Below are 20,973 nucleotides of genomic sequence, written 5' to 3' on the forward strand. Positions count from 1 at the left end.
GTCTATCCCTGGCGGGCGCCACGCACGCCGCGCGCAAGTTCGGCAACGAAGCCGTGGACCTGCGCGGGCAAGTCGTCTGCATCAAGTTGGTTGGCGATCACGTCGACGATCGCCGACCCGACCACCGCCGCATCCGCCACGCGCGCAATTGCGGCGGCGCTTGCAGCATCGCGAATACCGAACCCGACCGCGACCGGAAGATCCGTCGCCGCCTTGATCCGCGTCACTGCACTTTCGATCGAACCGATCGCAGCGCTTTTCGTGCCGGTGACGCCGGCAACGGCGACGTAATAGACGAAGCCCTGCGCGCCACCGACCACAGTCGGCAAACGCGCAGCATCGGTCGTCGGCGTCGCAAGCCGCACCAGGCTCAGCCCGTTCTTGGCCAACGCCGGTGCCAGTTCGTCTTCTTCTTCGGGCGGTAGATCGACCAGGATCAACCCGTCGACGCCCGCTTCGGCTGCGTCTGCAGCAAACCGGTCCGGCCCGTAGGCGAGGACCGGATTCAAATAGCCCATCAGCACGATCGGCGTGGCGTTGTCGCCGGCGCGGAACGCACGCACCAGCGCCAAGGTCTTCACCATCGTCGTGCCCGCAGCCAGCGCGCGCAAACCTGCGGCCTGAATTGCGGGACCGTCGGCCATCGGATCGGTGAACGGCATGCCGATCTCGATCACGTCGGCACCGGCCGCCGGCAGGCCGCACACGATGTTGAGCGACAACTCCAACGTCGGATCGCCAGCGGTGACGAACGTCACCAAGCCAGCGCGGTTGGCCGCGCGCAGCTCGGCGAAGCGAGTCGCGATGCGGCTCACAGCTTCACGCCCAGATGTTCGGCGACGGCGAACACGTCTTTGTCGCCGCGGCCGCACATATTCATCAGCAGAATGTGGTCTTTCGGCAGCGTCGGCGCGAGCTTGGTGACGTGCGCCAGCGCATGCGCCGGTTCCAACGCAGGAATGATGCCTTCCAGCTTGGCGCACAGTTGGAACGCAGTCAGCGCTTCCTGGTCCGTTGCGTGCACATATTGCACGCGGCCGATATCGTGCAGCCACGCATGCTCGGGACCGATGCCGGGATAGTCGAGACCAGCCGAAATCGAATGCGCTTCGGTGATCTGCCCGTCATCGTCCTGCAGCAGGTACGTCTTGTTTCCGTGCAGCACGCCGGGCTTGCCGCCAGCGAGCGACGCTGCGTGCTGTCCGGTTTCGACACCGTGTCCACCGGCTTCGACCGCAACCATCGCGACCGTGCTGTCGTCTAGGAACGGATGGAACAGGCCCATCGCGTTCGAACCGCCGCCGATGCAGGCGACCAGCGTGTCGGGCAAACGGCCTTCGCGTTCCAGCATCTGCTCGCGCGCTTCGACACCGATCACCGATTGGAAGTCGCGCACCATCGCCGGATAGGGATGCGGGCCTGCAACCGTGCCGATAACGTAGAACGTGTCGTCGACCTGACTGACCCAGGCACGCAACGCTTCGTTCATTGCGTCTTTCAGCGTGCGCGAACCGCTGGTCACCGGCACGACTTCGGCGCCGAGCAGCTTCATGCGGAAGACGTTGGGCTTCTGCCGTTCGACGTCGACTTCGCCCATATAGATCGTGCATTGCAGCCCGAAGAGCGCGCAGACGGTCGCGGTGGCGACGCCGTGCTGCCCAGCACCGGTCTCGGCAATGACGCGCTTCTTGCCCATGCGCCGCGCGAGCAGCACTTGTCCCAGGCAGTTGTTGATCTTGTGCGCGCCGGTGTGATTCAGCTCGTCGCGTTTGAAATAGACTTTGGCGCCACCGAATTTCTCGGTCAGCCGTTCGGCCAGATAGAGCGGCGACGGGCGGCCGATATAGTCCCGCGCAAGATGATCGAACTCGGCCTGGAAGGACGGGTCACGCTTGGCCGCCTCGTACGCCTTCTCGACCTCGAGGATCAGCGGCATCAACGTCTCGGCGACGTAGCGGCCCCCGTACGGGCCGAAATGCCCACGCTCGTCAGGTCCGGCGCGGAAGGTATTCAGGGTGGGGGCTGCCATGGCCGGCGGAACTTAGCCCCGGCCGCCCGCGTGTCAAACCGGCGCAGGGTCGCGGCTGGGATGCAGGTGCGTACTTCACTGTCATCGCGCAATTCCGCGATTTTCGCGATCGTTGACAGACCACGAGCGCCATTGTCCCGTCGAAGATCGAACCGGACGAGGACACTGCTCGATGTGGGAGAACCTGTTGATCACCAGCCTGCGCGTGTTGTGGCGCGACCGGCTGTACGCCGCGATCAATCTCGCCGGCCTCGCTGCCGCGCTCGCCGCCGTCACGCTGATCGCATTGTGGGTTCGCTACGAGCTGACCTGGGACCGGTTCCTTGCCGACCCTGGCGAGGTGCGCGTGATTGTCGCCCGGTACGCGCGCCCCGACTCGCCGGGCGCGGCCAGCTTCGCGACGCCGGCCAATCTCGGCCCGCGCGTCGCCGCGCGCACCGGTGACGACGCGCTGGTGACGCGGCTGCGCAACGCGAGCCGCGTATTGTCGGTCGGCGAGCGGCGCAGCAACGAACATGTCGCCTTTGTCGATCCCGGTTTCTTCCGCGTCGTCACGCTGCCGTTTCTGGCCGGCGATCCCGCGACCGCGCTGGCCGCGCCCGACGGGCTGGTGCTGAGCGCGGCGGCCGCACAACGCCTGTTCGGCCGTATCGACGTGGTCGGGCGCACGGTCGAGATCGATGCGCGCACCACGCTTGCGGTCACTGGCGTCACCGCCGACCCGCCGCGCAATTCCAACTTTCGCGCCGCCGCTTTCGCACACGCCGCCAACCCAGCCAGTCCGCTGCCCGACGCCGAGCGCGAAAACCGGTGGGACAGTTTCTCGGTCATGGTGCTGGCGCGCCTCGCGGCGCCCGATCGCGACGCGCGGCTGGCGGCGGCGCTCGACGCGGTGGCGCGCCAGGAATTCGGCCCCGCAGATGCGGCGTCAGGCACGCGGCGAAGCTTCACCGCGCATCGTCTGCGCGAGGCACAGCTCGGCGCCATCGGCGAGACCAACGGCGCCGACCGCGCGTTGCTGAGCACGATCGTGGGCATCGGCTTGCTGGTGCTGGCGCTGGCTTCGGTCAATTTTATCAGCCTGTCGTTGGCGCGCGCCACGCATCGCATTCGCGAAGCCGGCATCCGCAAGAGTCTCGGCGCGTCGCGCGCATCGCTGGTGCTGCTGTTTCTGGTCGAGCCGCTGCTGTTGGCGTTGGGCGCGGCGCTGCTTGCTATCGCGCTGGTCGAGTCGACGCTGCCGATGGTCAACGCCCAGCTTCAGTTCGATCTCGGCACGCCATATCAGGACGGTGGCTGGATCGCGCTGGTCACGGCAACGATCGCGGTGCTGGTCGGGCTGCTCGCAGGTGCCTATCCGGCGTTGGCACTCGCGTCGCTGCGGCCGGTCGCGGCGCTGCGCAACAGCGGGCTTGGCAACGGCCACGCGGTGCGCCAGACGCTGGTCGTGCTGCAATTCGCGATTGCCGTCGCGCTGGTCATCACCACGCTGTTTATGCAGCAGCAGGCGAGCTTTGCGCGAACGCTGAACCTGACGCAGGTGGCGGGCGATCCGCTGGTGGTGTTGTCACGCCTTGAAGGGCTGCAAGCTTCGGTGCGCGAAACATTGCTCGCGCGGCTTGCCGCGTCGCCCACATTGCGCGGCGCCGCAGGAACGTCGCTGGTGCAGGGTGACAGCAAACACTCGACGGTCAGCAGTGATGAGATCGTGCCCGGCCAGCGTGTGATCTATCAGCAGATGCAAGCGGACGGCGCCTTTTTCGCGGTGCTGGGCCAGCCGATCCTGGCGGGCCGCGCGTTCGATCCCGCGCGCGACCGTCCCGAGGCGCATCACATCGTCGTCAACGTAAGTGCGGCACGAGCCTTCGGCTATTCCGATCCCGCCGCAATCGTCGGGCGCACCTTCGGCCGGGAGATGCAGGTGGTCGGCGTCGTCGCCGACTTGCCGTTGCAATCGGCGCGCGAAGCGACCGGACCGACCGTGTTCTTCTACGAACCGGACGAGTTCAACATGGCCCTTGTGCGCGTACCGGGCGCTGCGCTGCCGGCGGGCCTGGCTGAGATCGACCGCATCTGGAACGAGTTGGTACCGTTACAGCCGATCCGCCGCGAGTTCATGGACGAACGCGTGGCGCGACAATGGCACACGCTGCAGGTCCAGACCGGTGTCATGCGATTCTTCTGCGTTCTTGCGATCGGCATCGGCCTGCTTGGGCTGCTTGGCCTCGCCGCCTTCAACGCCGAACGGCGCACCAAAGAGATCGGCGTGCGCAAAGCGTTGGGTGCAACGACATTCGACATCGCGCTGCTGTTGACGCGGCAAAGTCTGGCACCGGTGATCGCGGCCAATCTGCTCGCCTGGCCGGTGGCGTTGTGGGCGACGTGGCGATTCCTGTCCGGCTTCGCGCTGCGTATCGATATCGGCGTCGGCCCGTTCCTGTTTGCAGGGCTCGGCACCGTTTTACTCACTGGACTCGTCGTGCTGCTCTACGCAACCGCGCGCAGCAGGCTGCAGCCGGCGACTGCGCTGCGTTACGAATAGCCTGAAACGTCGCTACAAAGTATGATGTGATCGCGGGGCAATAGCATCGCGGTTGAAACGCGCTGGCGACGCCTTCGTCGCGCGACTGCAACGTCTATTGGCCGGATAAGCGCGTGCTGCGCACAGCTTCTTTCACGCGCATCAAGCGCGCCGGACCGTCCGTGTCACGGCGCAGCGCGAGGCCGGTCGCCAGCACGTCGATCATCGCCAGATGCGCAATGCGCGACGCCATCGGCGTGTAGAGATCCACGTCTTCGGCCGGTTCGATTTCGAGCGCGATCGTCGCTGCCGCGGCGAGCGGCGAATGCGGCGCGGTCAGTGCGAGGATCCGCACGCCGTTGGCCCGCGCCAGCTCGGCCAGTTCCAATGTCGCAATCGTGCGGCCGGTGTTGCTGACCAGAAGCAGCAAATCGGTGTCGGCCATCACCGACACCATCATCCGCGCCATCAACGGATCTGAGGTTGAGGTTGCGGGACAGTCGAGCCGCACGAATTTGTGTTGCGCGTCGAGCGCCACCGGGCCCGAACCGCCCATGCCGAACAACAGCAATTGCCGCGACGAGGCCAGCAACGCGACCGCACGTTCGACGATGTCGGCGTCGAACGTGTCGCGCGCCGCATGTAACGCCGCGATCGCAGCGCCGATCACTTTCGGCCCGTACGACACGGCTTGGTCGCCCGGCTCGACATCCGCATGCACGTAGGGCACGCCGCCCGCGAGATTGGCCGCAAGCTGCAATTTGAAATCGCGCAACCCATCGCAGCCGAGCGAACGGCAGAAGCGGATCACGGTCGGCTGGCTGACCCCTGCTTCGACCGCCAGCTTGTCGAGCGGCAGTCGCAGCACACGCTGCGGATCGGTCAGCACCAACGCAGCAACCGCCGCCTCGCGCTTGCTCAGCGCGTCGACTTGCAATCGCAAAGATGCGAGCAAGTCTTTCATGTTCAAGATTTCGCCGCCTGCGCGGCGGGACGCGAACGGAGCGAGGCGCGCAGGTCTTTCATTTTTTGAGAGACGCGGCTTCGGAGGCGAGTTTTTCCATCCGCGCCCAATCTTGCGCTGCGAACGCATCGGCGGGTGCGACCCACGATCCGCCGACGCACAGCACGTTGGGCAGCGCGAGATAGGTCGGTGCGTTCTGCAGATTGATGCCGCCGGTGGGGCAGAAGCGCAGATGCGGCAACGGCGCACCCAGCGCCTGCAACAGCTTGGCGCCGCCGATCTGTTCGGCCGGGAAGAATTTCATCGTGGTGATGCCGCGCGACGCCAGCTTCATCGCTTCGCTGGCGGTGGCGATACCGGGCAGCAACGGCACCTTGGTCTTCGCCGCCGCGTCGAGCAGCTCGTCGGTGACGCCGGGACTGACCAGGAATTTCGACCCCGCGTCGATCGCTTGTTGCAGCTGCTTGCCGTCGAGCACCGTGCCGGCGCCGACGATCGCATCGGGCACTTCGGCTGCGATGCGCTTGATCGAGTCCAGCGCGGTCGGCGTACGCAAGGTCACTTCCAGCACGCGCAACCCGCCGCGCACCATCGCGCGCGCCATCGGCACGGCATGGTCCGGATTGTCGAAAGCCAGCACCGGAATCACCGGCGCAAGAGTCAGGATCTCACGCATCGATCAGCTCGCTTTTGGGTTCGTCAAAGGCCGCGTCGAACACTGACGCGCCGCGTTCGGCGCCGCCGGTGGTGCGGCGGAAGATTTCGAACAGCTCACGGCCGGTGCCGTAGGCGCTGGTGCGCGGATCGAACTGCGCCGCCGGCCTTGCCGCGAATTCCGCCGCGTCGAGTTTGATCTCCAACACGCCCGCACGCGCATCGAGCCGGATCACGTCGCCGTCGCGCACGCGTGCCAGCGGTCCGCCTTCGGCGCTTTCGGGCGTGACGTGAATCGCAGCCGGCACTTTGCCCGACGCACCCGACATGCGTCCGTCGGTCACCAGGGCGACTTTGAATCCCTTGTCCTGCAGCACGCCCAAACTCGGCGTCAGCTTGTGCAGTTCGGGCATGCCGTTGGCCTTCGGGCCCTGGAAGCGCACGACGGCGACGAAGTCGCGATCCAGCTTGCCGTCCTTGAACGCGGCCAGCAGCTGATCCTGATCGTCGAACACGATCGCGGGCGCTTCGACGATGCGGTGTTCTTCTTTCACCGCCGAGATTTTGATCACCGCACGACCCAGCCCGCCATGCAGCACGCGCAGCCCGCCATCGGGTGCGAAGGGTTTGTCGAGCGGCGCCAGTACCGCCATGTCGCGCGTCGCGCGCGGCCCGTCGCGCCAGGCAACTTCGCCCGCGTCGGTCAGGAACGGTTCCTGGCGATAGTGATCGAGCCCCTGCCCCACCACCGTCGTCACGTCTTCGTGCAACAACTTGGCGTCGAGCAGGTCCGAGATCAGCAGCGACATGCCGCCGGCGGCGTGGAAGTGATTCACGTCGGCCTGGCCGTTGGGATAGATGCGCGTCAGCAACGGCACGCACGACGACAGTTCGTCGAAATCATCCCAGGTCAGGCGCAACCCCGCCGCCGCGCCCATCGCAATCAGATGCAGCGTGTGGTTGGTCGAGCCGCCCGTCGCCAGCAAACCGACGACGCCATTGACCAGCGCACGTGCATCGAACACACGCCAGAACGGCGTCGGCTCGCTGCCCTGGTTGTCGATCGCGACGACGCGTTGCGAAGCGGCACGCGTCAGCCGGTCGCGCAGTTTCGTGTTCGGCGGCACGAAGCTCGCACCCGGCAGGTGCAGCCCCATAATCTCCATCAGCATCTGGTTGGAGTTGGCGGTGCCGTAAAAGGTGCAGGTGCCCGGTCCATGATACGACGCGGACTCGGCTTCGAGCAGTTCGTCGCGGCCGACTTTTCCTTCGGCGAACAGCTGCCGCACGCGCGCTTTCTCGCTGTTCGACAGGCCGGTCGTCATCGGCCCACCGGGCACGAAGATGATCGGCAAATGGCCGAACACGGCGCTGCCGATCATCAGACCGGGCACGATCTTGTCGCAGATGCCGAGCATCAAGGCGCCGTCGAACATTGCGTGGCTGAGCGCGATGCCCGTCGCCATCGCAATCGTGTCGCGGCTGAACAGCGACAATTCCATGCCGGTGCGGCCTTGCGTGACGCCGTCGCACATTGCGGGCACGCCGCCCGCGAACTGCGCCACCGCGCCGACCGTGCGCACCGCTTCTTTGATGATGGCAGGAAAGCGCTCGTAGGGCTGATGCGCCGACAGCATGTCGTTATAGGCCGACACGATCGCGATGTTGGGCCGGCGCGTACGTTTCAGCGCCAGCTTGTCGTCGACGCCGCTGGCGGCAAAACCGTGCGCGAGGTTGCCGCACGACAGCGAAAACCGCGCCGGCACGTTGGCGGCCGCGTGCTGCATGCGCGCTTCATAGGCGCTACGGGTCTTTTCGCTACGCGTTTGCAGGCGCTCGGTCACGCGGGCGACGGTGGAATGCACGCTCATGTCTGTCCTCCATCCGGCGACCACACCACGCAGCTATCGGCGGGCGCTGCGCGCAGCACCAGACCGATCGGCGGTGGCGTGTCGGCACGCCGTGCATCTTCCAGCACGCGCTTTTTGGCGGCGCCGCTGATCTGCACGAACAAAGCGTGCGTGTTGGTCAATTCGGGCAACGTCATGGTCAGGCGCCGTTGCTTGGCGCCCGGTGCAGTCAACGCAACCACGGGCACCGTGGTTGCCGGCGACAAAGCCTGAGCCAACGTGTCGCCATCGGGAAACAGCGACGCAGTGTGTCCATCCTCGCCCATGCCAAGCACGGTCACGTCCCAGGGATGCGGAAGCGCGGCGATTTTGTCGCTCAGCGGAACGAACATCGCGACCGCCGCGGGACCGACCAGCAAACGTTCGCGCACGAAACGCTGGTTGCTGTCGGCATGATCGGCGGGCACGCAGCGCTCGTCGGCCAACGTCACCGTCACCAACTTCCACTCGATCGCCTGTTGCGCCAACCGGTCGAAAAACAAGGCGGGTGTGCGCCCGCCCGAAACCACCAGACCGGCGCGATCGCGTGCGCGCAGCGCTTTCTCCAGCCGCGTCGCAACCGACACCGCCAACCAGTCGGCCGCTGCATGTGCATCGGCGAAGTCGCGCTCCAGAATCATCAGTCGTCGTGCCCGTCATCGTCCCAGGTGCGGCCGTCGCGTTCGATCAGTGCGATCGACGCGGCCGGGCCCCAGGTGCCTGCCTGGTACGGTTTCGGCGGCGCGTCGTCGCGCGTCCAGCCTTCCAGGATCGGCTCGATCCAGGTCCAGGCTGCTTCGACTTCGTCGCGGCGCATGAACAAAGTGCTATTGCCGCGCACCACGTCCATCAACAGACGTTCGTACGCATCGGCGTAGCGAATCTTGAACGCTTCGGCGAACGACAGATTCAAATTGGTCGGCTTGATCCGCATGCCGCCGGGGCCGGGATCTTTGCTCATCAATTGCAGTTCGATGCCTTCGTTCGGCTGCAGACGAATGATCAGACGGTTGGGCTGAATCGGCCCTGCATCGGCGGCAAAGATATTGTGCGGCACCGGACGGAACTGGATCACAATTTCCGAAGTGCGTTCGGCCAGGCGCTTGCCGGTGCGCAGATAGAACGGCACGCCGCCCCAACGCCACGTCTCCACTTCGGCGCGGATCGCGACGAAGGTTTCGGTGCGGCTGACGGCACCGCCCAGATCTTCGATATAGCCGGGCACGCCCGCGCCATCGATCGCGCCGGCACGATACTGGCCGCGCACCGTGCAGGCGCCGAGCTGATCCGGCGTAATCGGTTTCAGCGCGCGCAGCACTTTCAGTTTTTCGTCGCGTACCGTGTCCTGGTGCATCTGGGTCGGCGGCTCCATCGCAACCAGACACAGAAGCTGCAACAGATGGTTCTGCACCATGTCGCGCAGCGCGCCAGACTTGTCGTAATAGCCGGCGCGCGTGCCGACGCCGATCGATTCCGCGACGGTGATCTGCACGTGATCGACCGAACCGCGATTCCACAAGGATTCGAACAGCGAGTTGGCGAAGCGCAGCGCCAACAGATTCTGCACCGTCTCTTTGCCGAGATAATGGTCGATGCGGAAAATCTGATGTTCGGCAAAGACCGCGCCGACCGCTTCATTGATCGCGCGCGCCGACGCCAGATCGCGTCCGATCGGCTTTTCCAACACGATGCGCGAATTGGGCGTGATCAGCTCGTGCGTCTTGAGCCGCGCGCTGATCGGGCCGAACAGATCGGGTGCGGTCGCCAGATAAAAGACGCGCACCACGTCGCTGCGCGGCTTCAACGCGTTTTCAAACTCGGCCCAGCCCGCATCGTGCGCTGCGTCGAGCGCGAAATGCTGCGTGCGGTCGAGAAAGCTTTTCCACGCGCCGTCGTCGAACAGATCGTCGGGAATATGCGCGCGGGCGCGCTCGGCGATCTCGGCCACCGATTCCTTGCTGCGCGAGACCAGAAGAATCCGCGAGTCCGCGGTCAGCTGTTTGTCGCGGTCGCGCAGGTAGAGCGCCGGCAGCAGCTTGCGCACGGCGAGATCGCCGGTGCCGCCGAAGACCACGAAATCGAAGCTGGAAACGGGAACGACCGTTGCCATCGGACCTGCCCTGGGGAGTTGTCGTTGGGCCGCACCCCACAAACCGGCGCGCGACCGACTGCACCCTACGCCCGGGCTGGCGGGCTGGAAAGTAGCTTTTCTACAGTTTTAGACCGAATACCGCGGTCCGAGAGGCGGACCGCGGAGCTTTTCTACACTTTCCGCAGCGCGTCCCGTACCGCCTCGATCGCGCGGGCCACGTCTTCGTCGGTTGTGCGCCAGTTCGAAACGCTGATCCGCATGGCGCGGCGCCCGCGCCAGGTGACGCCGCCGAAGAAGGCTTCGCCATCGCGGTTGATCGTCGCGATCACATCGTCGGTGCGGCGGTCGTGGTCGAAATCCGCGGCGCCATCCATCGGCGACAGGAATCGCACCAGCCCCTGATTGAGCGACGAGGTCGCGACGACTTCGGCGCCGTCGAGCGCGCCGATCCCTTCGACCAGCGCACGCGCATGGTGCCGCGTACGCGCCACCAGATCGCTCAAACCCTGACGACCCAACTGGCGCAACGCTGCGTAGACGGCAAAGCCGCGCGCGCGCCGCGAGAATTCGGGATTCCAATCGATCTGATCGCGCGCCGAACCGTCCGCCGGCAGGTACGACGCCGACACAGTCATCGCGTTGCGATGGGATGCTGCGTCGCGCACGAAGGCGATGCCGCAATCATACGGCACGTTCAGATATTTGTGCGCGTCGGTGGTCCATGAGTCACACAGCTCGATCCCTTCGACCAGGCTGCGCGTCTGCGGGCAGGCTTTGGCCCACAGGCCGAACGCACCGTCGACATGCACCCATGCCCCCGCCGCGCGTGCGATCGGCGCCAGCGCATGGAACGTGTCGAACACGGCGCGGTTCAGTTCGCCCGCCTGCAACACGACGATGGTTGCGACGTCGCTGCGCGACAGCGCCGAGGCAAGCGTGTCGGACGCAACCCGTCCGTTGGATTCAACCGGCAGCTCTTCGATCGAGCTGGTGCCAAGCCCCAGCATGCGCACCGCGCGATCGACGGAATTATGCCGGTCGGCATTGGCGAGAATGCGGATCGGCGGCGCGCCGCACAGCCCGGCCAGCTCGACATTCCAACCGCGTTTGGCCAGCACCGCGTGGCGTGCAGCGGCAAGACAGGTGACGTGCGCCATCTGCGTGCCGGTGGTGAAGGCGAAGCTGGTTTCCGCCGGCAGATCGAACAAGTCGCGCAACCACGCGCCTGCCACTTCTTCGACCACCGCGGCTGCAGGCGAGGTCGCATAGAGGCCCGCATTCTGATCCCAGACCGTGGTCAACCAATCGGCACCGATCGCAGCAGGCAACCCGCCGCCGATCACCCAACCGAAGAAGCGACCGCTTTGCGAGTGGTTGAGCCCGCCGCGCACGTCGGCGACGAGCTCGTCGATCACTTGCGCCGGGTCGACGCCGTCCTGATCCAGCTTGCGTCCCAGCGCGCGACGGAGATCGTCGACCGACTTGGTTGCGCCGATGCCCGACGAATCGAGCCCGTGCAAATGCGCGAAAGCGTGGATGACCGCACGCTTCAACGCTTCCCGTTCGACCGACGTTTCGTCGCCGGCGACACGACGGACGACGCTCATCGACGGCGCAATCCCGGAACCAGCATCGGCGTACGGTCGATATAGTCGGTGTATTGCTTACCAAAGGCGTCGATCAGATCGCGTTCTTCAAGCCGGATCGCGATCAGAATGTAGATCGTGAGACCCAGCGCAAAAACGAGATGCGCGCCCGTCATCACCGGCGCGGCCCAGAAGATGATCAGCCAGCCGACATAGATCGGATGACGCACCAGCTTGTAGAGCAACGGCGTGTGGAATTTCTGCACGCGATCGGTGCGGCCGGTCAGTTTGCGCCACACCTGTTCCAAGCCGAACAGATCGAAATGATTGATCAGGAACGTCGCGAGCAACAGCAACGCCCAGCCAAACCCATAAAGCGCGAGCACCGCGATATACGCGTTGCCCTCCGGCACTTTCCAGATCACGCCGCCCATCGGCGCCCAGTAGTAGTAGATCGCGACCATCGCGATGTTGCTGAACAGCAGATAGGTGCTGCGTTCGGCCGATTCCGGCACGAAGCGCGTCCACCAGCGTTTGAACCCTGGGCGCGCCATGCCGCTATGTTGAATGGCGAAAGCGGCCAGCAGGCCGACATTGATCGCGAGCGCTTCTGTGAACGGGCGCGTCGGCGTGCCGTCAAGCATGGTCGGCGTGCCGAAACCAACGAAAAAACCGGCGCCATAAATAAAGACGACCAGCGACACCGCATAACAAGCGATGCCGTAGAGAAAGATTGCTACCCGCGCCACGAAACGTCTCCTGCAGTTCAAGGGGAGCAAGGTGCTGCAGTACGCGCGAGGGCACATCGGGCGCCGCCACCTATTTTAGGTAACGCCGGTCCCTATCTTTTGGATGTCTATTTTTCGGAGACGCTGAGAAATCCGCGCTCCCGGGCCGTCGCCGCAGCCTCGTGCCGCGTGCGCGCGTCGAGCCGGGCCATAATCGCCGCGACGTGATGTTCGGCGGTTTTCGCCGAAATGCAAAGCCGGTCGGCAATCTCGGCGTTGGTCAGCTCGTCGGCCAACAACGCCAGAACCTGCACCTGCCGGCGCGTCAGCCCGCCCGGATTGGCGCGCGTGCCCGCGATCGGACCGCGCGGAATTGTGCGCACGCCGCCGCTGCGCATCTGCCGCCGCAACCGCGCCGCCGCCGGCGCCGCACCCAGCCGGTCAAAGATCGAGAGCGCGGTGCGCTGGGCTTCTTCATCGCCGAACGACAGAGCGATTGCCTCTTCGTAGGGACGCTTGCGCGCGCGCCACGCCGCCGCCGCTTCAAGCCATTTGCCGGCGCAATGATCGGCATAGGGTTGCGCCAAATCGTTGATCGTCACCGGCGCACCAAGCAGATGCAGCCAGTAGATCGCATCTTCTGCGATCCAGCGCACGTTCTTGGCCCGCGCGCGGGTCAATAGCGACTGCAGCGCGTCAATTGCTTCGTCATGGCCTTCGTCGGTCAGCCAGGCACGTTCGGCGTCGCATGCAGCGACATAGATCTGCCGCTGCAGCTCGCCCAGATTCGCCGCCACCGGACGCGCTGCTTCGAGCGGTGCTGCGACGTCGGGATCGCCGCGGCGCACGCGCAGCCGCGCCAGCGCGAACAAAGCTGGGAAGCGAAACAGATCGACAACGCCGGTGGTCGCGCACAGCCGTTCCAATTCGGCGCCAACGCCATCCCAATCTTCGCCCTGGTCGATATCGATCATCGCGCCCCAACCGCGCAGATACGTCTCCCAATGCGTGATCTCGCGATCGACCGCATAGTCGACGCCTAACGCGACATAGGCGCGTGCCGCTTCGTCGTCGCGGCGCCAATAAGACGCGCAGGCAAGATTGCAGGCGCTGCGTTCGACGTGATCGTGATGCCCGCTCTCGCGCGCCAGCTCCAAGGCACGGCGCAACGTCTCGTCGCCGACATTGTGCTTGCTCCGCGCAGTGCCGACATTGGTCATCGCATGGATCACAATCTCGCGCTCGCCCAGTGACTCGGCGAGCTGCAGCGCGCGCTCGCCCCACTCGATCGCGCTGTCAAAATCGAACGCCAGCATGTCGAGTTGCGAGCGGTGCGAGTACGCCCAGGCGAGTTCGGCACCAGGCGGCCGATCGCGCAGCACCTCGATCGCTTGCTCGACGAATTTCTCGGCTTCTTTGCGCCGACCGCATGTCCAGGCAAACCGCGTAAGGCGCACCAGATCGCGACCGACGCCGACGACGTCGCCTTGCGCATGCCGCAACTCTTTCGCTTCGAGCATCGCGGTCAGCGCCACGTCCGATGCGCCGCTCAAATAACATTGCTCGGCATAGCGTTCGAGCAGATGCATCGCGGTGCCGTCGTCGAGGATCGAGCGATGCGCGAGCATCGATGCGTAATGTGCCGCCGCTTCGCGTGGGGCACCGGCGCGCGCCGCGTCGTCACCCGCGCGTTGCGCAAAGACCAGCAGACTGGCGATATCGCCGGCGCGTGCAGCGTGATGCGCGACTTCGCTCGGCCGCACGTGCGGCCGAGCGCGCAAGAGATCGACCAGACGTTCGTGCAGCCGGCAACGCTGCGCGGCGGGCAGGGAATCTTCCAGCGCCTGCCGTGCGATTTCGTGGCGGAAGCGCAGCGTGCCGACATCGGCAACCAACATGCCGCCATCGACGCAGAAATCGATTCCCGCCGCTGCACCCTCGCCCGCCAGCGCGGCGACCAAGGTCGAATCGGCGTGACGTGGAAAGATCGACACCGCGGCCAACACGTCGCGTGCCGCCTGCGGCAAGCGCGCGGCGCGCGCCAAGGTCGCGTCGCGCACCGCGTCGGTGGGCGCAAAGTCGTCGACCGCCAGCAACTCGGTCACGAAGAAAGGATTGCCGCCGGTCAGTGCATGCAGCTGGTCGCCGGGCCGGCCCTTGCGCGATGCAAGCTGCGTCACCGCTGCAACGGACAACGGCGCCAAGGAAATTCGTTCGACCGTGCCCGCCGTCACGTCGCCCAGCATGTCGCGCACCACGCCACGCGCCTTTGCGTCGTCGTCGCGATAGGTCAGCACCACCAGCGCGTTGCTGCGGACGATACGGCGGCCGAGAAAGCGGATCAGGTCCAACGTCGCGGTGTCGGCCCAATGGATGTCCTCGAAGACGAGGATCGACATCTCGGACGTCAGCAGGCGCAGCAATGCGTCAAACGACTGAAGGTGATCGGCGGCGGGATCGAACACGAAACGCCCACCGGCCGCGCGCGCTACGTCATGCAGCGGCAAGAGCGGTTCGGGCGTCGAGAGATGTTCGCATGCACCCCAATAGACATTGACGTTGGCCGACCCGGTGAAGCGTTCGACCAGCGCCGTCTTGCCGGCGCCTGCTTCGCCGGTGATCGCCACGATGCGTCCGCTGCCGGCAGACGCGCGCGCAAAGGCGCCGTGCAGGCGCCGCAGCTCATCATCGCGCTCGAGTAGATCCATCCATAGCGATTACCCGCAAGCGCGCGAAAGCTCCAGACTTTCGAGGTGGCGGCCTAAATCTCCAGCACCGCATAGGGTTTTCCGGTCGGCTTCTTCACGTGGCGCGCGACGTTGTAGACCGGGATGCCCGCTTTGGTTTTTCCCTCGTAGGAGCCGCCGTGGGCGTGGCCGTGGAAGACCGCTTTGACGTTGTCGAACCGGTTCACCGTCTCGGCAAAGCGCGACGAGCCGAGGAAGGGATAAATCTCTTTGGGCTCGCCCTCGCAGGTCGCGGCGATCGGCGCGTAGTGCAGCAGCACCACCACCTTGTCGACATGCAACGCTTTCAACTGCACTTCCAGCTTGGTCGCTTCGGCAATGGCTTCGCCGACAAAACTTTTGATCATCGTCTCGCCAAACGCGCCCAGCATGCCGCGATCGAATCCGCCCGCAAATCCTTTGACGCCGGCAAAGCCGATGCCTTCGATCGTGTGCGGTTCGCTTTCGAGCAGCTTCAGGCCGGCCTGGCAGAGGATCTTGGTCACTTGTTCGCCGTGGCCGCTTTCAATGTCGTGATTGCCGAGCACGCCGACCATCGGGATCGGCACCGCGCGCAATTCTTCGGCCAACAACTCGGCTTCTTTGATCGTGCCGAGATTGGTCAGGTCGCCGCACAATGCCAGCACATCGGCGTCGCGCGCGATCTCGGCGAAGCATTCGCGATACGGATGCTCGTTCGTTTCGGTGACGTGCAGATCGCCAAGACCCGCGATGCGCAACTTGCCGTCACTCATCGTGGTCCACCTACCACGTCCGCGAAGCCCCATTGCTCGACGTCGATTGCATAGTCGCGCGGGCTGAACAGGCGGCCGCGGCAGACTTTTGTTTGCGGCGCCGGCAAGTCAGCGTGACGCCGCGCACGGTCAAGCAATTCATCCAGCAGCCAGCGCGGAATACATTCACGCTCGGTCGGATAGATGAAACGGAAATTGAGAACGTGCATCAGCAGCACTTCCCAATAGGGCTCCATGTAGGTCAGCAGCCGCTTCCAATCGATCTGCGCATGCTGGGTCAGGATCACATGCGCGATGTCGTTGCCGTCATAGCGATAGCGGTCTTTGAGAAAGACTTTCGACCAGATGAGCTCGGTCGGCGACACCATGCGCACCGGCACGCCATAGACGGTGCCGGGACGGCTTTCGTCGAACCAATGTTCGGTGATCGGCACGATCGCAACCGCCGACGAAAAGATCACGTCGAAGAAATCTTCGCCTTTGAAGACTTTCGCGATCCAGCGCTCGTCTTCGATCTCGATGTCGTAGCCGAGATCGCGAAACGTCTCGAGGATGCGCGGGTAGTCACCGGCCTTGCAGAAGATGTCGAGATCTTTGGTCGGGCGGGTGATGCCGGTGTAGGCGCACAGCGCGTAGGTGCCCGCCAGCAAGAAGGGCGTCTTGCTGTCGTTCAAAATCCGCAGGCTTTCGCCGTAGAAATGTTCGGCTTCGGGCGACGGCGGCGTGGGTTCGTTGGATAGCGCGAGAACGACCATGGACTCTCCGTTTGAGATGAACTGGAGATCTGGCCGGCTCGTTCCCCAGACAGCGCAGGGAAAATGTCAGGCGCCTGGCGAACTGCTTGCGATTGGTGAAAAAGCGACGCCACGGTGAAACATCGTCAGGCACGGGCGTGCCGGTGCGCGATTAGGTTCCGACCCCTCGAGATTCGCATCGAATGGGGCCGCCTCTTGTCGACGACGACGACCATCAAACCCCGCGCCGTTGCGCGCAGTCCGTTTGCAGCACTGGCCTGGTTGTGCCTGGCGATCGCCATCATCGGCTTCTCTGCGACCTATTGGGTGCAGCTGCCGCGCGGCACAGTGATCGCCTCACCGCTGCTACATCTGCACGCGATCCTCACCACCGGCTGGTTGATCCTGCTGGTGTTGCAGACGCGTTGGATCGTAACCGGACAGGTCGGCAAGCACCGAAGCTGGGGTGTGTTCGGCGTGGCGCTGGCGACGGCGCTCGTGGTGACGGGCGTTGCGGTCGCAATCGAAAGCCTGCGCCACCGTCTCGGCACGCCATACGAAGCGACCGCACGTCCGTTCTTGATTGTGCCCGTCAGCACCGTGCTGGAATTCGGATGCTTCGTGACGGCTGCATTGCTGATGGTGCGCCGGCCGGAGGTGCACAAGCGCCTGATGCTGGTTGCAACCGGCACGATGCTCAACGCAGCCGCGGCACGGTTCGTGTTTTTCGCTTTGCGTGGGTACGCGCCCGGCGCCCGGCCCGGAATCGGTGAGTCACCGCCAGTCGGGGCTGCGATCGTCATCACGGCGCTGGGCCTGCTGCCGGTCTTTGTCGGCATGGTGATCGACGTTCGCCGCCGCGGCCGACCGCATCCGGCCTATGCGTGCAGCATTCCGATCTTGATGAGCTTCGCTGTCCTACGCGTGCCATTATCGCAAACGGCAGCGTGGAACGATGTCGTGAACTGGCTACTCGCCTTCAGCGAACTACCGCACGGCTAAGACAGGACGGAAGCAGCGAGCCACTCGCGAAAGGTCCATGCCCAGGGCGCATCGTGGATGTCCGAGCGCGTCGCAAGTTGAATCGTTTCGGCCGAGCCTGACACCGGCCCGGCCGCAACCAACGTCTGGCCGAAGCCACGGCGGCGTTCGATTAGCGGGCTGGGCGCGAGCGCAACGCCCAACCCGTGTTCGGCCGCTTCGATCGCGTCGCACGTACTGTCGAACCACAATTCGCGCCCCGGCCGTAGCGGACCGCCCTCCGTCGCACCAAACCAGTCTGCCCAGGCGCGCGGATGGCCTTCGACGTGAATCAAGGTCTGCTGCCACAAGCCGTCGCGCGACTGCTGCAAAGCTGCATGCAGGCTGGGCGCACAAACCGGCATGCAGCCGATCGCGAGCAGCGGCTCGGCGTGTAAGCCGAACGTCTCGAAACGTCCGAAGCGGATCGCGAAATCGCACGAGACCGCATCCAGATACCGATCGTTCTCGGACGCTTCGATGCGCAACGTCAGCGATGGCAGACGCTTCTCGAAGGTACCGAGGTTGGGAATTAGAATCGTCGAAATGAAGAGCGGCGGTGCGCTGACACGCAACTCCGTCGGACTCGTACGCCCGTGTTGCAGCAGACTGCGGCTTGCGTCTTCGAGCTGCAACAGCGCGGGGCGAACCGAGTCGAGCAGCGCTTCGCCGCCTTTCGTAAGCCGGACGCTCCGGCCATCGCGGACGAACAGCCGTACGCCGTAATGTTCTTCCAGATTGCGCACTTGATGGCTGATTGCCGACGGGCTTAGCGCAAGTTCATCTGCTGCCTGTCGGAAACTGCCGCGCGATGCGGATCGCACGAATGCCTGCAGCGCCGTCAGTGAAGGTAATACGCGCAACGGCATCGGTGCGCTGCCCGATGTGTTGCTCACGACACACGCTCAACATGCTGCAGTAGGCTGCAGGCTTGATCGAATTTCTGCATCGCTTGATTGCCTCGGCTCCCGCGAACAACGTCCCGCAGGTACGACACAAAACAGCGCGCAGATGACGAAAACGCCGTGCGTTAGAGCGAACGCAGCGCTGCAAGAAATGCGCTGATCTTTGCTGGACTCTTGTGACCCGGTCGATCTTCGACACCCGACGATACGTCGACCGCTTGCGCACCACTTGCACGCACTGCTGCCGCGACATTGTCAGGATTGAGACCGCCCGCCAGCATCCACGGACGCGACCAGCGTTGTCCCGCCAGCAAGGTCCAATCGAACGCCAGCCCGTTGCCGCCGGGCAAGGACGACACGCCGGCCGGCGCCTTGGCGTCGAACAACAGACGATCGGCCACCAGTTCGAAGCTGCGCGCGCGTTCGAGATCGGCTGCGTCGCCGATCGCGATTGCTTTCATCACCGGCAGCCCGAAGCGCGACTTCACATCGGCGACGCGTTCGGGCGTTTCGCTGCCATGCAGCTGCACCATGTCGAGCGGGACCTGACCGACGATCCGTTCAAGATCGTCATTCTGCGGATCGACGAACAGGCCAATCACCTGCACGCCGGTCGGCACCTGGCGCGCCAGTTCGGCGGCGAAGCTCGGATCGACCGCGCGCGGACTGGCGGGAAAAAAGACCAGCCCGATGGCGCGCGCACCGCCGGCAACGGCAGCCGCGATCGCGTCGGGCGTCCGTACGCCGCAGATTTTCGCCTGGATCATGATGGCGTCGAAGCTAGCGCACTACCGTTTCGGAGAAAGGGGACCGATGGGCGCAGGCCGCAGCATCGCCACCAGCAGCAATCCGACGACGGCGGCGGCGAAGGCGACTTCGAACGCATCGATATAGGCCAGCACATTTGCCTCGCGCGTGACCCGCGACGCCAAGGTGGCGACGCCGCGCGCGGTGGCAACTTCGGCCGAACTGCCGCGCGCAAAGCCACCGGTCAGTTGATGCAGCGCTTGGACCGTATCGCTGTCGCCGGCGCCGACATACTGACCCAGCAGATTCGAATGGAGCTGCTCGCGCACGCGGACCCAGGTCGCCATCAGCGACGTGCCGATTTCGATCCCGTCGAGGCGCACCACCTGCACATAAGCGCCGAACGCGGTCGCACGTTTCGGATCAGCATTCGAAATAATGAAGATCAGCACGCCGAGAAAGGTGAAAGCGTGACCGACTGCCTGCAACAGCGCGAGCGGAATGAAATTCTCGCCGCGCCAGAGCTGCGTCAGGCCGGTACCGAGCCAGGCCGCGAGACCGAATGCGGTAAAGCCAATCGCGATCAGGATCCGGGCATCGTAGTGGCGCAGGAACCAGACGCCGACGAACATCGCCACGATCAACGGCAGCACGAGATACGGCAGCAACAAGTCGCCGACCTGTTCGGGCCGTAGTTGCGCGACGTTGATCAGAAAGTTCGGCGTGAGCAGGCTGTTCGACAGGCTCGTCACCGCATAGATCAGAATGATCGCGATTCCGAGCGCGACATTGTGCGAAGCCAGCACGCTGTAATGCGCCCAAGGTTCGGCCACCACCGCTTCATTGATGAAAAATAGAATCATCAGCACGGTGCCGCCGGCCAGCAAACTCATCACCGTGCCGGATTCGAGCCAGTTGAGTCGGTTGCCCTGATCGAGGCCGGCGTAAATCATCGCCGTGCCGATGCCGAGAAACAGCATGCCAGCCCAATCGGCGTTGCGAACCAGCTGGCGATTGATCGGATCGCGCGCGGCGCCGAACCAGACCAGCGCCGCCATCAACAGCGACAGCGCAACATGCTGCCCGTACAGCGCGTGCCAGCCCACGACCTGCGTATAGAAGCCGACGAGGGACACGCCAAAATTGAGCGAGAACGGCGAGCGGAACACGTAGACGGCCAAAGCCGGCAACCACCATTTCGGCGGCAGATGCCGAAAGATGATCATCAAGGTCGCCGGAATGAATGCGCCCAGCATCAGACCGTGGATGAAATGCAGCACGTACAAGGTTTCGACGTCGCGCACGAACGGAATCGTCTGCGACGTCACGGCGTAAATCAGACAGGCCGGAATCATCACGAGACGAATGCCGAACGCGGTCGCGAGCCACGCAACCGCAGGGGCTGCAATCAGTTGCGCGCTGGTCGTGATCGTCGCCAGCCACGCCCCTTCGTCGAAGCCGAGTCCGAATGCGCCGCGCAAATCGGGCAGACCGATCGACAGAAAGCGCGTGTCGAAGCCAGTCAGAAACGAGCCCAGCAGAACCGCCGCGACAGCCAGCAGCGGCCGCTGCGTCGGTGACGCAGCAGAGACTGGACCGGTCGAGATTTGTTGCTCGGCCATG

General features: G+C 64.7%; 17 protein-coding genes. 2 read left to right on the top strand and 15 right to left on the bottom strand.

Features of this window, described 5'->3' with window-relative positions; translation table 11 throughout:
* Positions 1-2: 2 nt before the first annotated feature.
* Both trpA and trpB read right to left on the bottom strand, forming a co-directional pair.
* Entirely contained in the window at positions 3-815 is an 813-nt protein-coding gene (gene trpA, locus TMPK1_RS11100; protein ID WP_420243075.1) for a tryptophan synthase subunit alpha, read from the bottom strand.
* Entirely contained in the window at positions 812-2,029 is a 1,218-nt protein-coding gene (gene trpB, locus TMPK1_RS11105; protein ID WP_420243076.1) for a tryptophan synthase subunit beta, read from the bottom strand. The genes trpA and trpB overlap by 4 nt, the downstream gene beginning before the upstream one ends.
* A 172-nt stretch (positions 2,030-2,201) precedes the next feature.
* Between trpB and TMPK1_RS11110 the strand changes: the two genes are divergently transcribed.
* Positions 2,202-4,571 carry an FtsX-like permease family protein gene (locus TMPK1_RS11110; RefSeq protein ID WP_420243077.1) on the top strand — a complete coding sequence of 790 codons (2,370 nt, stop codon included), beginning with the start codon at positions 2,202-2,204 and terminating at the stop codon, positions 4,569-4,571.
* 94 nt (positions 4,572-4,665) lie between these two features.
* Here the strand turns inward: TMPK1_RS11110 and TMPK1_RS11115 are convergent, their stop codons facing one another.
* The 10 genes from TMPK1_RS11115 to TMPK1_RS11160 form a co-directional block, all read right to left on the bottom strand.
* Positions 4,666-5,514, bottom strand: a complete 849-nt coding sequence (locus TMPK1_RS11115; protein ID WP_420243078.1) for an SIS domain-containing protein — start codon at positions 5,512-5,514, stop codon at positions 4,666-4,668.
* 58 nt (positions 5,515-5,572) lie between these two features.
* The gene (locus tag TMPK1_RS11120; RefSeq protein WP_420243079.1) at positions 5,573-6,190 is read right to left on the bottom strand and encodes a bifunctional 4-hydroxy-2-oxoglutarate aldolase/2-dehydro-3-deoxy-phosphogluconate aldolase; all 618 of its coding nucleotides are present in this window, start codon (positions 6,188-6,190) and stop codon (positions 5,573-5,575) included.
* A complete protein-coding gene (gene edd / locus TMPK1_RS11125; protein ID WP_478212884.1) occupies positions 6,183-8,039 on the bottom strand; it encodes a phosphogluconate dehydratase in 1,857 nt (618 codons plus the stop codon). The genes TMPK1_RS11120 and edd overlap by 8 nt, the downstream gene beginning before the upstream one ends.
* Positions 8,036-8,698: a 6-phosphogluconolactonase gene (gene pgl, locus TMPK1_RS11130; protein WP_420243080.1), complete on the bottom strand. Its 663-nt coding sequence runs from the start codon at positions 8,696-8,698 to the stop codon at positions 8,036-8,038. Before pgl ends, edd begins: the two co-directional genes overlap by 4 nt.
* Entirely contained in the window at positions 8,698-10,167 is a 1,470-nt protein-coding gene (zwf, locus tag TMPK1_RS11135; protein ID WP_420243081.1) for a glucose-6-phosphate dehydrogenase, read from the bottom strand. Before zwf ends, pgl begins: the two co-directional genes overlap by 1 nt.
* A gap of 152 nt (positions 10,168-10,319) precedes the next feature.
* Complete coding sequence (locus tag TMPK1_RS11140; RefSeq protein ID WP_420243082.1) at positions 10,320-11,756, bottom strand: pyridoxal phosphate-dependent decarboxylase family protein; 1,437 nt, start codon at positions 11,754-11,756, stop codon at positions 10,320-10,322.
* The gene (gene mddA, locus TMPK1_RS11145) at positions 11,753-12,484 is read right to left on the bottom strand and encodes a methanethiol S-methyltransferase (protein WP_420243083.1); all 732 of its coding nucleotides are present in this window, start codon (positions 12,482-12,484) and stop codon (positions 11,753-11,755) included. The genes TMPK1_RS11140 and mddA overlap by 4 nt, the downstream gene beginning before the upstream one ends.
* 107 nt (positions 12,485-12,591) lie before the next feature.
* A complete protein-coding gene (locus TMPK1_RS11150) occupies positions 12,592-15,171 on the bottom strand; it encodes an ATP-binding protein (protein WP_420243084.1) in 2,580 nt (859 codons plus the stop codon).
* Positions 15,172-15,224: 53 nt separating this feature from the next.
* Positions 15,225-15,944: a metallophosphoesterase family protein gene (locus TMPK1_RS11155; RefSeq protein WP_420243085.1), complete on the bottom strand. Its 720-nt coding sequence runs from the start codon at positions 15,942-15,944 to the stop codon at positions 15,225-15,227.
* Complete coding sequence (locus TMPK1_RS11160; RefSeq protein ID WP_420243086.1) at positions 15,941-16,699, bottom strand: nucleotidyltransferase family protein; 759 nt, start codon at positions 16,697-16,699, stop codon at positions 15,941-15,943. Before TMPK1_RS11160 ends, TMPK1_RS11155 begins: the two co-directional genes overlap by 4 nt.
* 195 nt (positions 16,700-16,894) lie before the next feature.
* Here TMPK1_RS11160 and TMPK1_RS11165 point away from each other — a divergent pair, with 195 nt between their 5' ends.
* A complete protein-coding gene (locus TMPK1_RS11165; protein WP_420243087.1) occupies positions 16,895-17,680 on the top strand; it encodes a hypothetical protein in 786 nt (261 codons plus the stop codon).
* Here TMPK1_RS11165 and TMPK1_RS11170 read toward each other — a convergent pair.
* The 3 genes from TMPK1_RS11170 to TMPK1_RS11180 all read right to left on the bottom strand — a co-directional run bounded on the left by TMPK1_RS11170 (position 17,677) and on the right by TMPK1_RS11180 (position 20,972).
* Positions 17,677-18,594 (bottom strand): LysR substrate-binding domain-containing protein, encoded by a 918-nt coding sequence (locus TMPK1_RS11170; protein ID WP_420243088.1) that lies wholly within the window; start codon positions 18,592-18,594, stop codon positions 17,677-17,679. The two genes, TMPK1_RS11165 and TMPK1_RS11170, sit on opposite strands and share 4 nt — an antisense overlap.
* Before the next feature lie 134 nt (positions 18,595-18,728).
* Positions 18,729-19,373 (bottom strand): phosphoribosylanthranilate isomerase, encoded by a 645-nt coding sequence (locus tag TMPK1_RS11175; protein WP_420245651.1) that lies wholly within the window; start codon positions 19,371-19,373, stop codon positions 18,729-18,731.
* An 18-nt stretch (positions 19,374-19,391) separates the two neighbouring features.
* Complete coding sequence (locus TMPK1_RS11180) at positions 19,392-20,972, bottom strand: MFS transporter (RefSeq protein WP_420243089.1); 1,581 nt, start codon at positions 20,970-20,972, stop codon at positions 19,392-19,394.
* Position 20,973 lies beyond the last annotated feature (1 nt).

The organism is Roseiterribacter gracilis, assembly GCA_018332375.1.
In the GTDB taxonomy this organism is placed as follows: Bacteria; Pseudomonadota; Alphaproteobacteria; order BOG-932; family Roseiterribacteraceae; genus Roseiterribacter; species Roseiterribacter gracilis.

Excerpts from the sequence above, each read along its gene's own strand:
- TMPK1_RS11180 (WP_420243089.1), bottom strand. The coding sequence starts at position 20,972 with ATGGCCGAGCAACAAATCTCGACCGGTCCAGTCTCTGCTGCGTCACCG.
- pgl (WP_420243080.1), bottom strand. The coding sequence starts at position 8,698 with ATGATTCTGGAGCGCGACTTCGCCGATGCACATGCAGCGGCCGACTGG.
- edd (WP_478212884.1), bottom strand. The coding sequence starts at position 8,039 with ATGAGCGTGCATTCCACCGTCGCCCGCGTGACCGAGCGCCTGCAAACG.
- TMPK1_RS11140 (WP_420243082.1), bottom strand. The coding sequence starts at position 11,756 with ATGAGCGTCGTCCGTCGTGTCGCCGGCGACGAAACGTCGGTCGAACGG.
- TMPK1_RS11155 (WP_420243085.1), bottom strand. The coding sequence starts at position 15,944 with ATGAGTGACGGCAAGTTGCGCATCGCGGGTCTTGGCGATCTGCACGTC.
- TMPK1_RS11120 (WP_420243079.1), bottom strand. The coding sequence starts at position 6,190 with ATGCGTGAGATCCTGACTCTTGCGCCGGTGATTCCGGTGCTGGCTTTC.
- zwf (WP_420243081.1), bottom strand. The coding sequence starts at position 10,167 with ATGGCAACGGTCGTTCCCGTTTCCAGCTTCGATTTCGTGGTCTTCGGC.
- TMPK1_RS11110 (WP_420243077.1), top strand. The coding sequence starts at position 2,202 with ATGTGGGAGAACCTGTTGATCACCAGCCTGCGCGTGTTGTGGCGCGAC.
- TMPK1_RS11160 (WP_420243086.1), bottom strand. The coding sequence starts at position 16,699 with ATGGTCGTTCTCGCGCTATCCAACGAACCCACGCCGCCGTCGCCCGAA.
- TMPK1_RS11115 (WP_420243078.1), bottom strand. The coding sequence starts at position 5,514 with ATGAAAGACTTGCTCGCATCTTTGCGATTGCAAGTCGACGCGCTGAGC.
- TMPK1_RS11150 (WP_420243084.1), bottom strand. The coding sequence starts at position 15,171 with ATGGATCTACTCGAGCGCGATGATGAGCTGCGGCGCCTGCACGGCGCC.
- trpB (WP_420243076.1), bottom strand. The coding sequence starts at position 2,029 with ATGGCAGCCCCCACCCTGAATACCTTCCGCGCCGGACCTGACGAGCGT.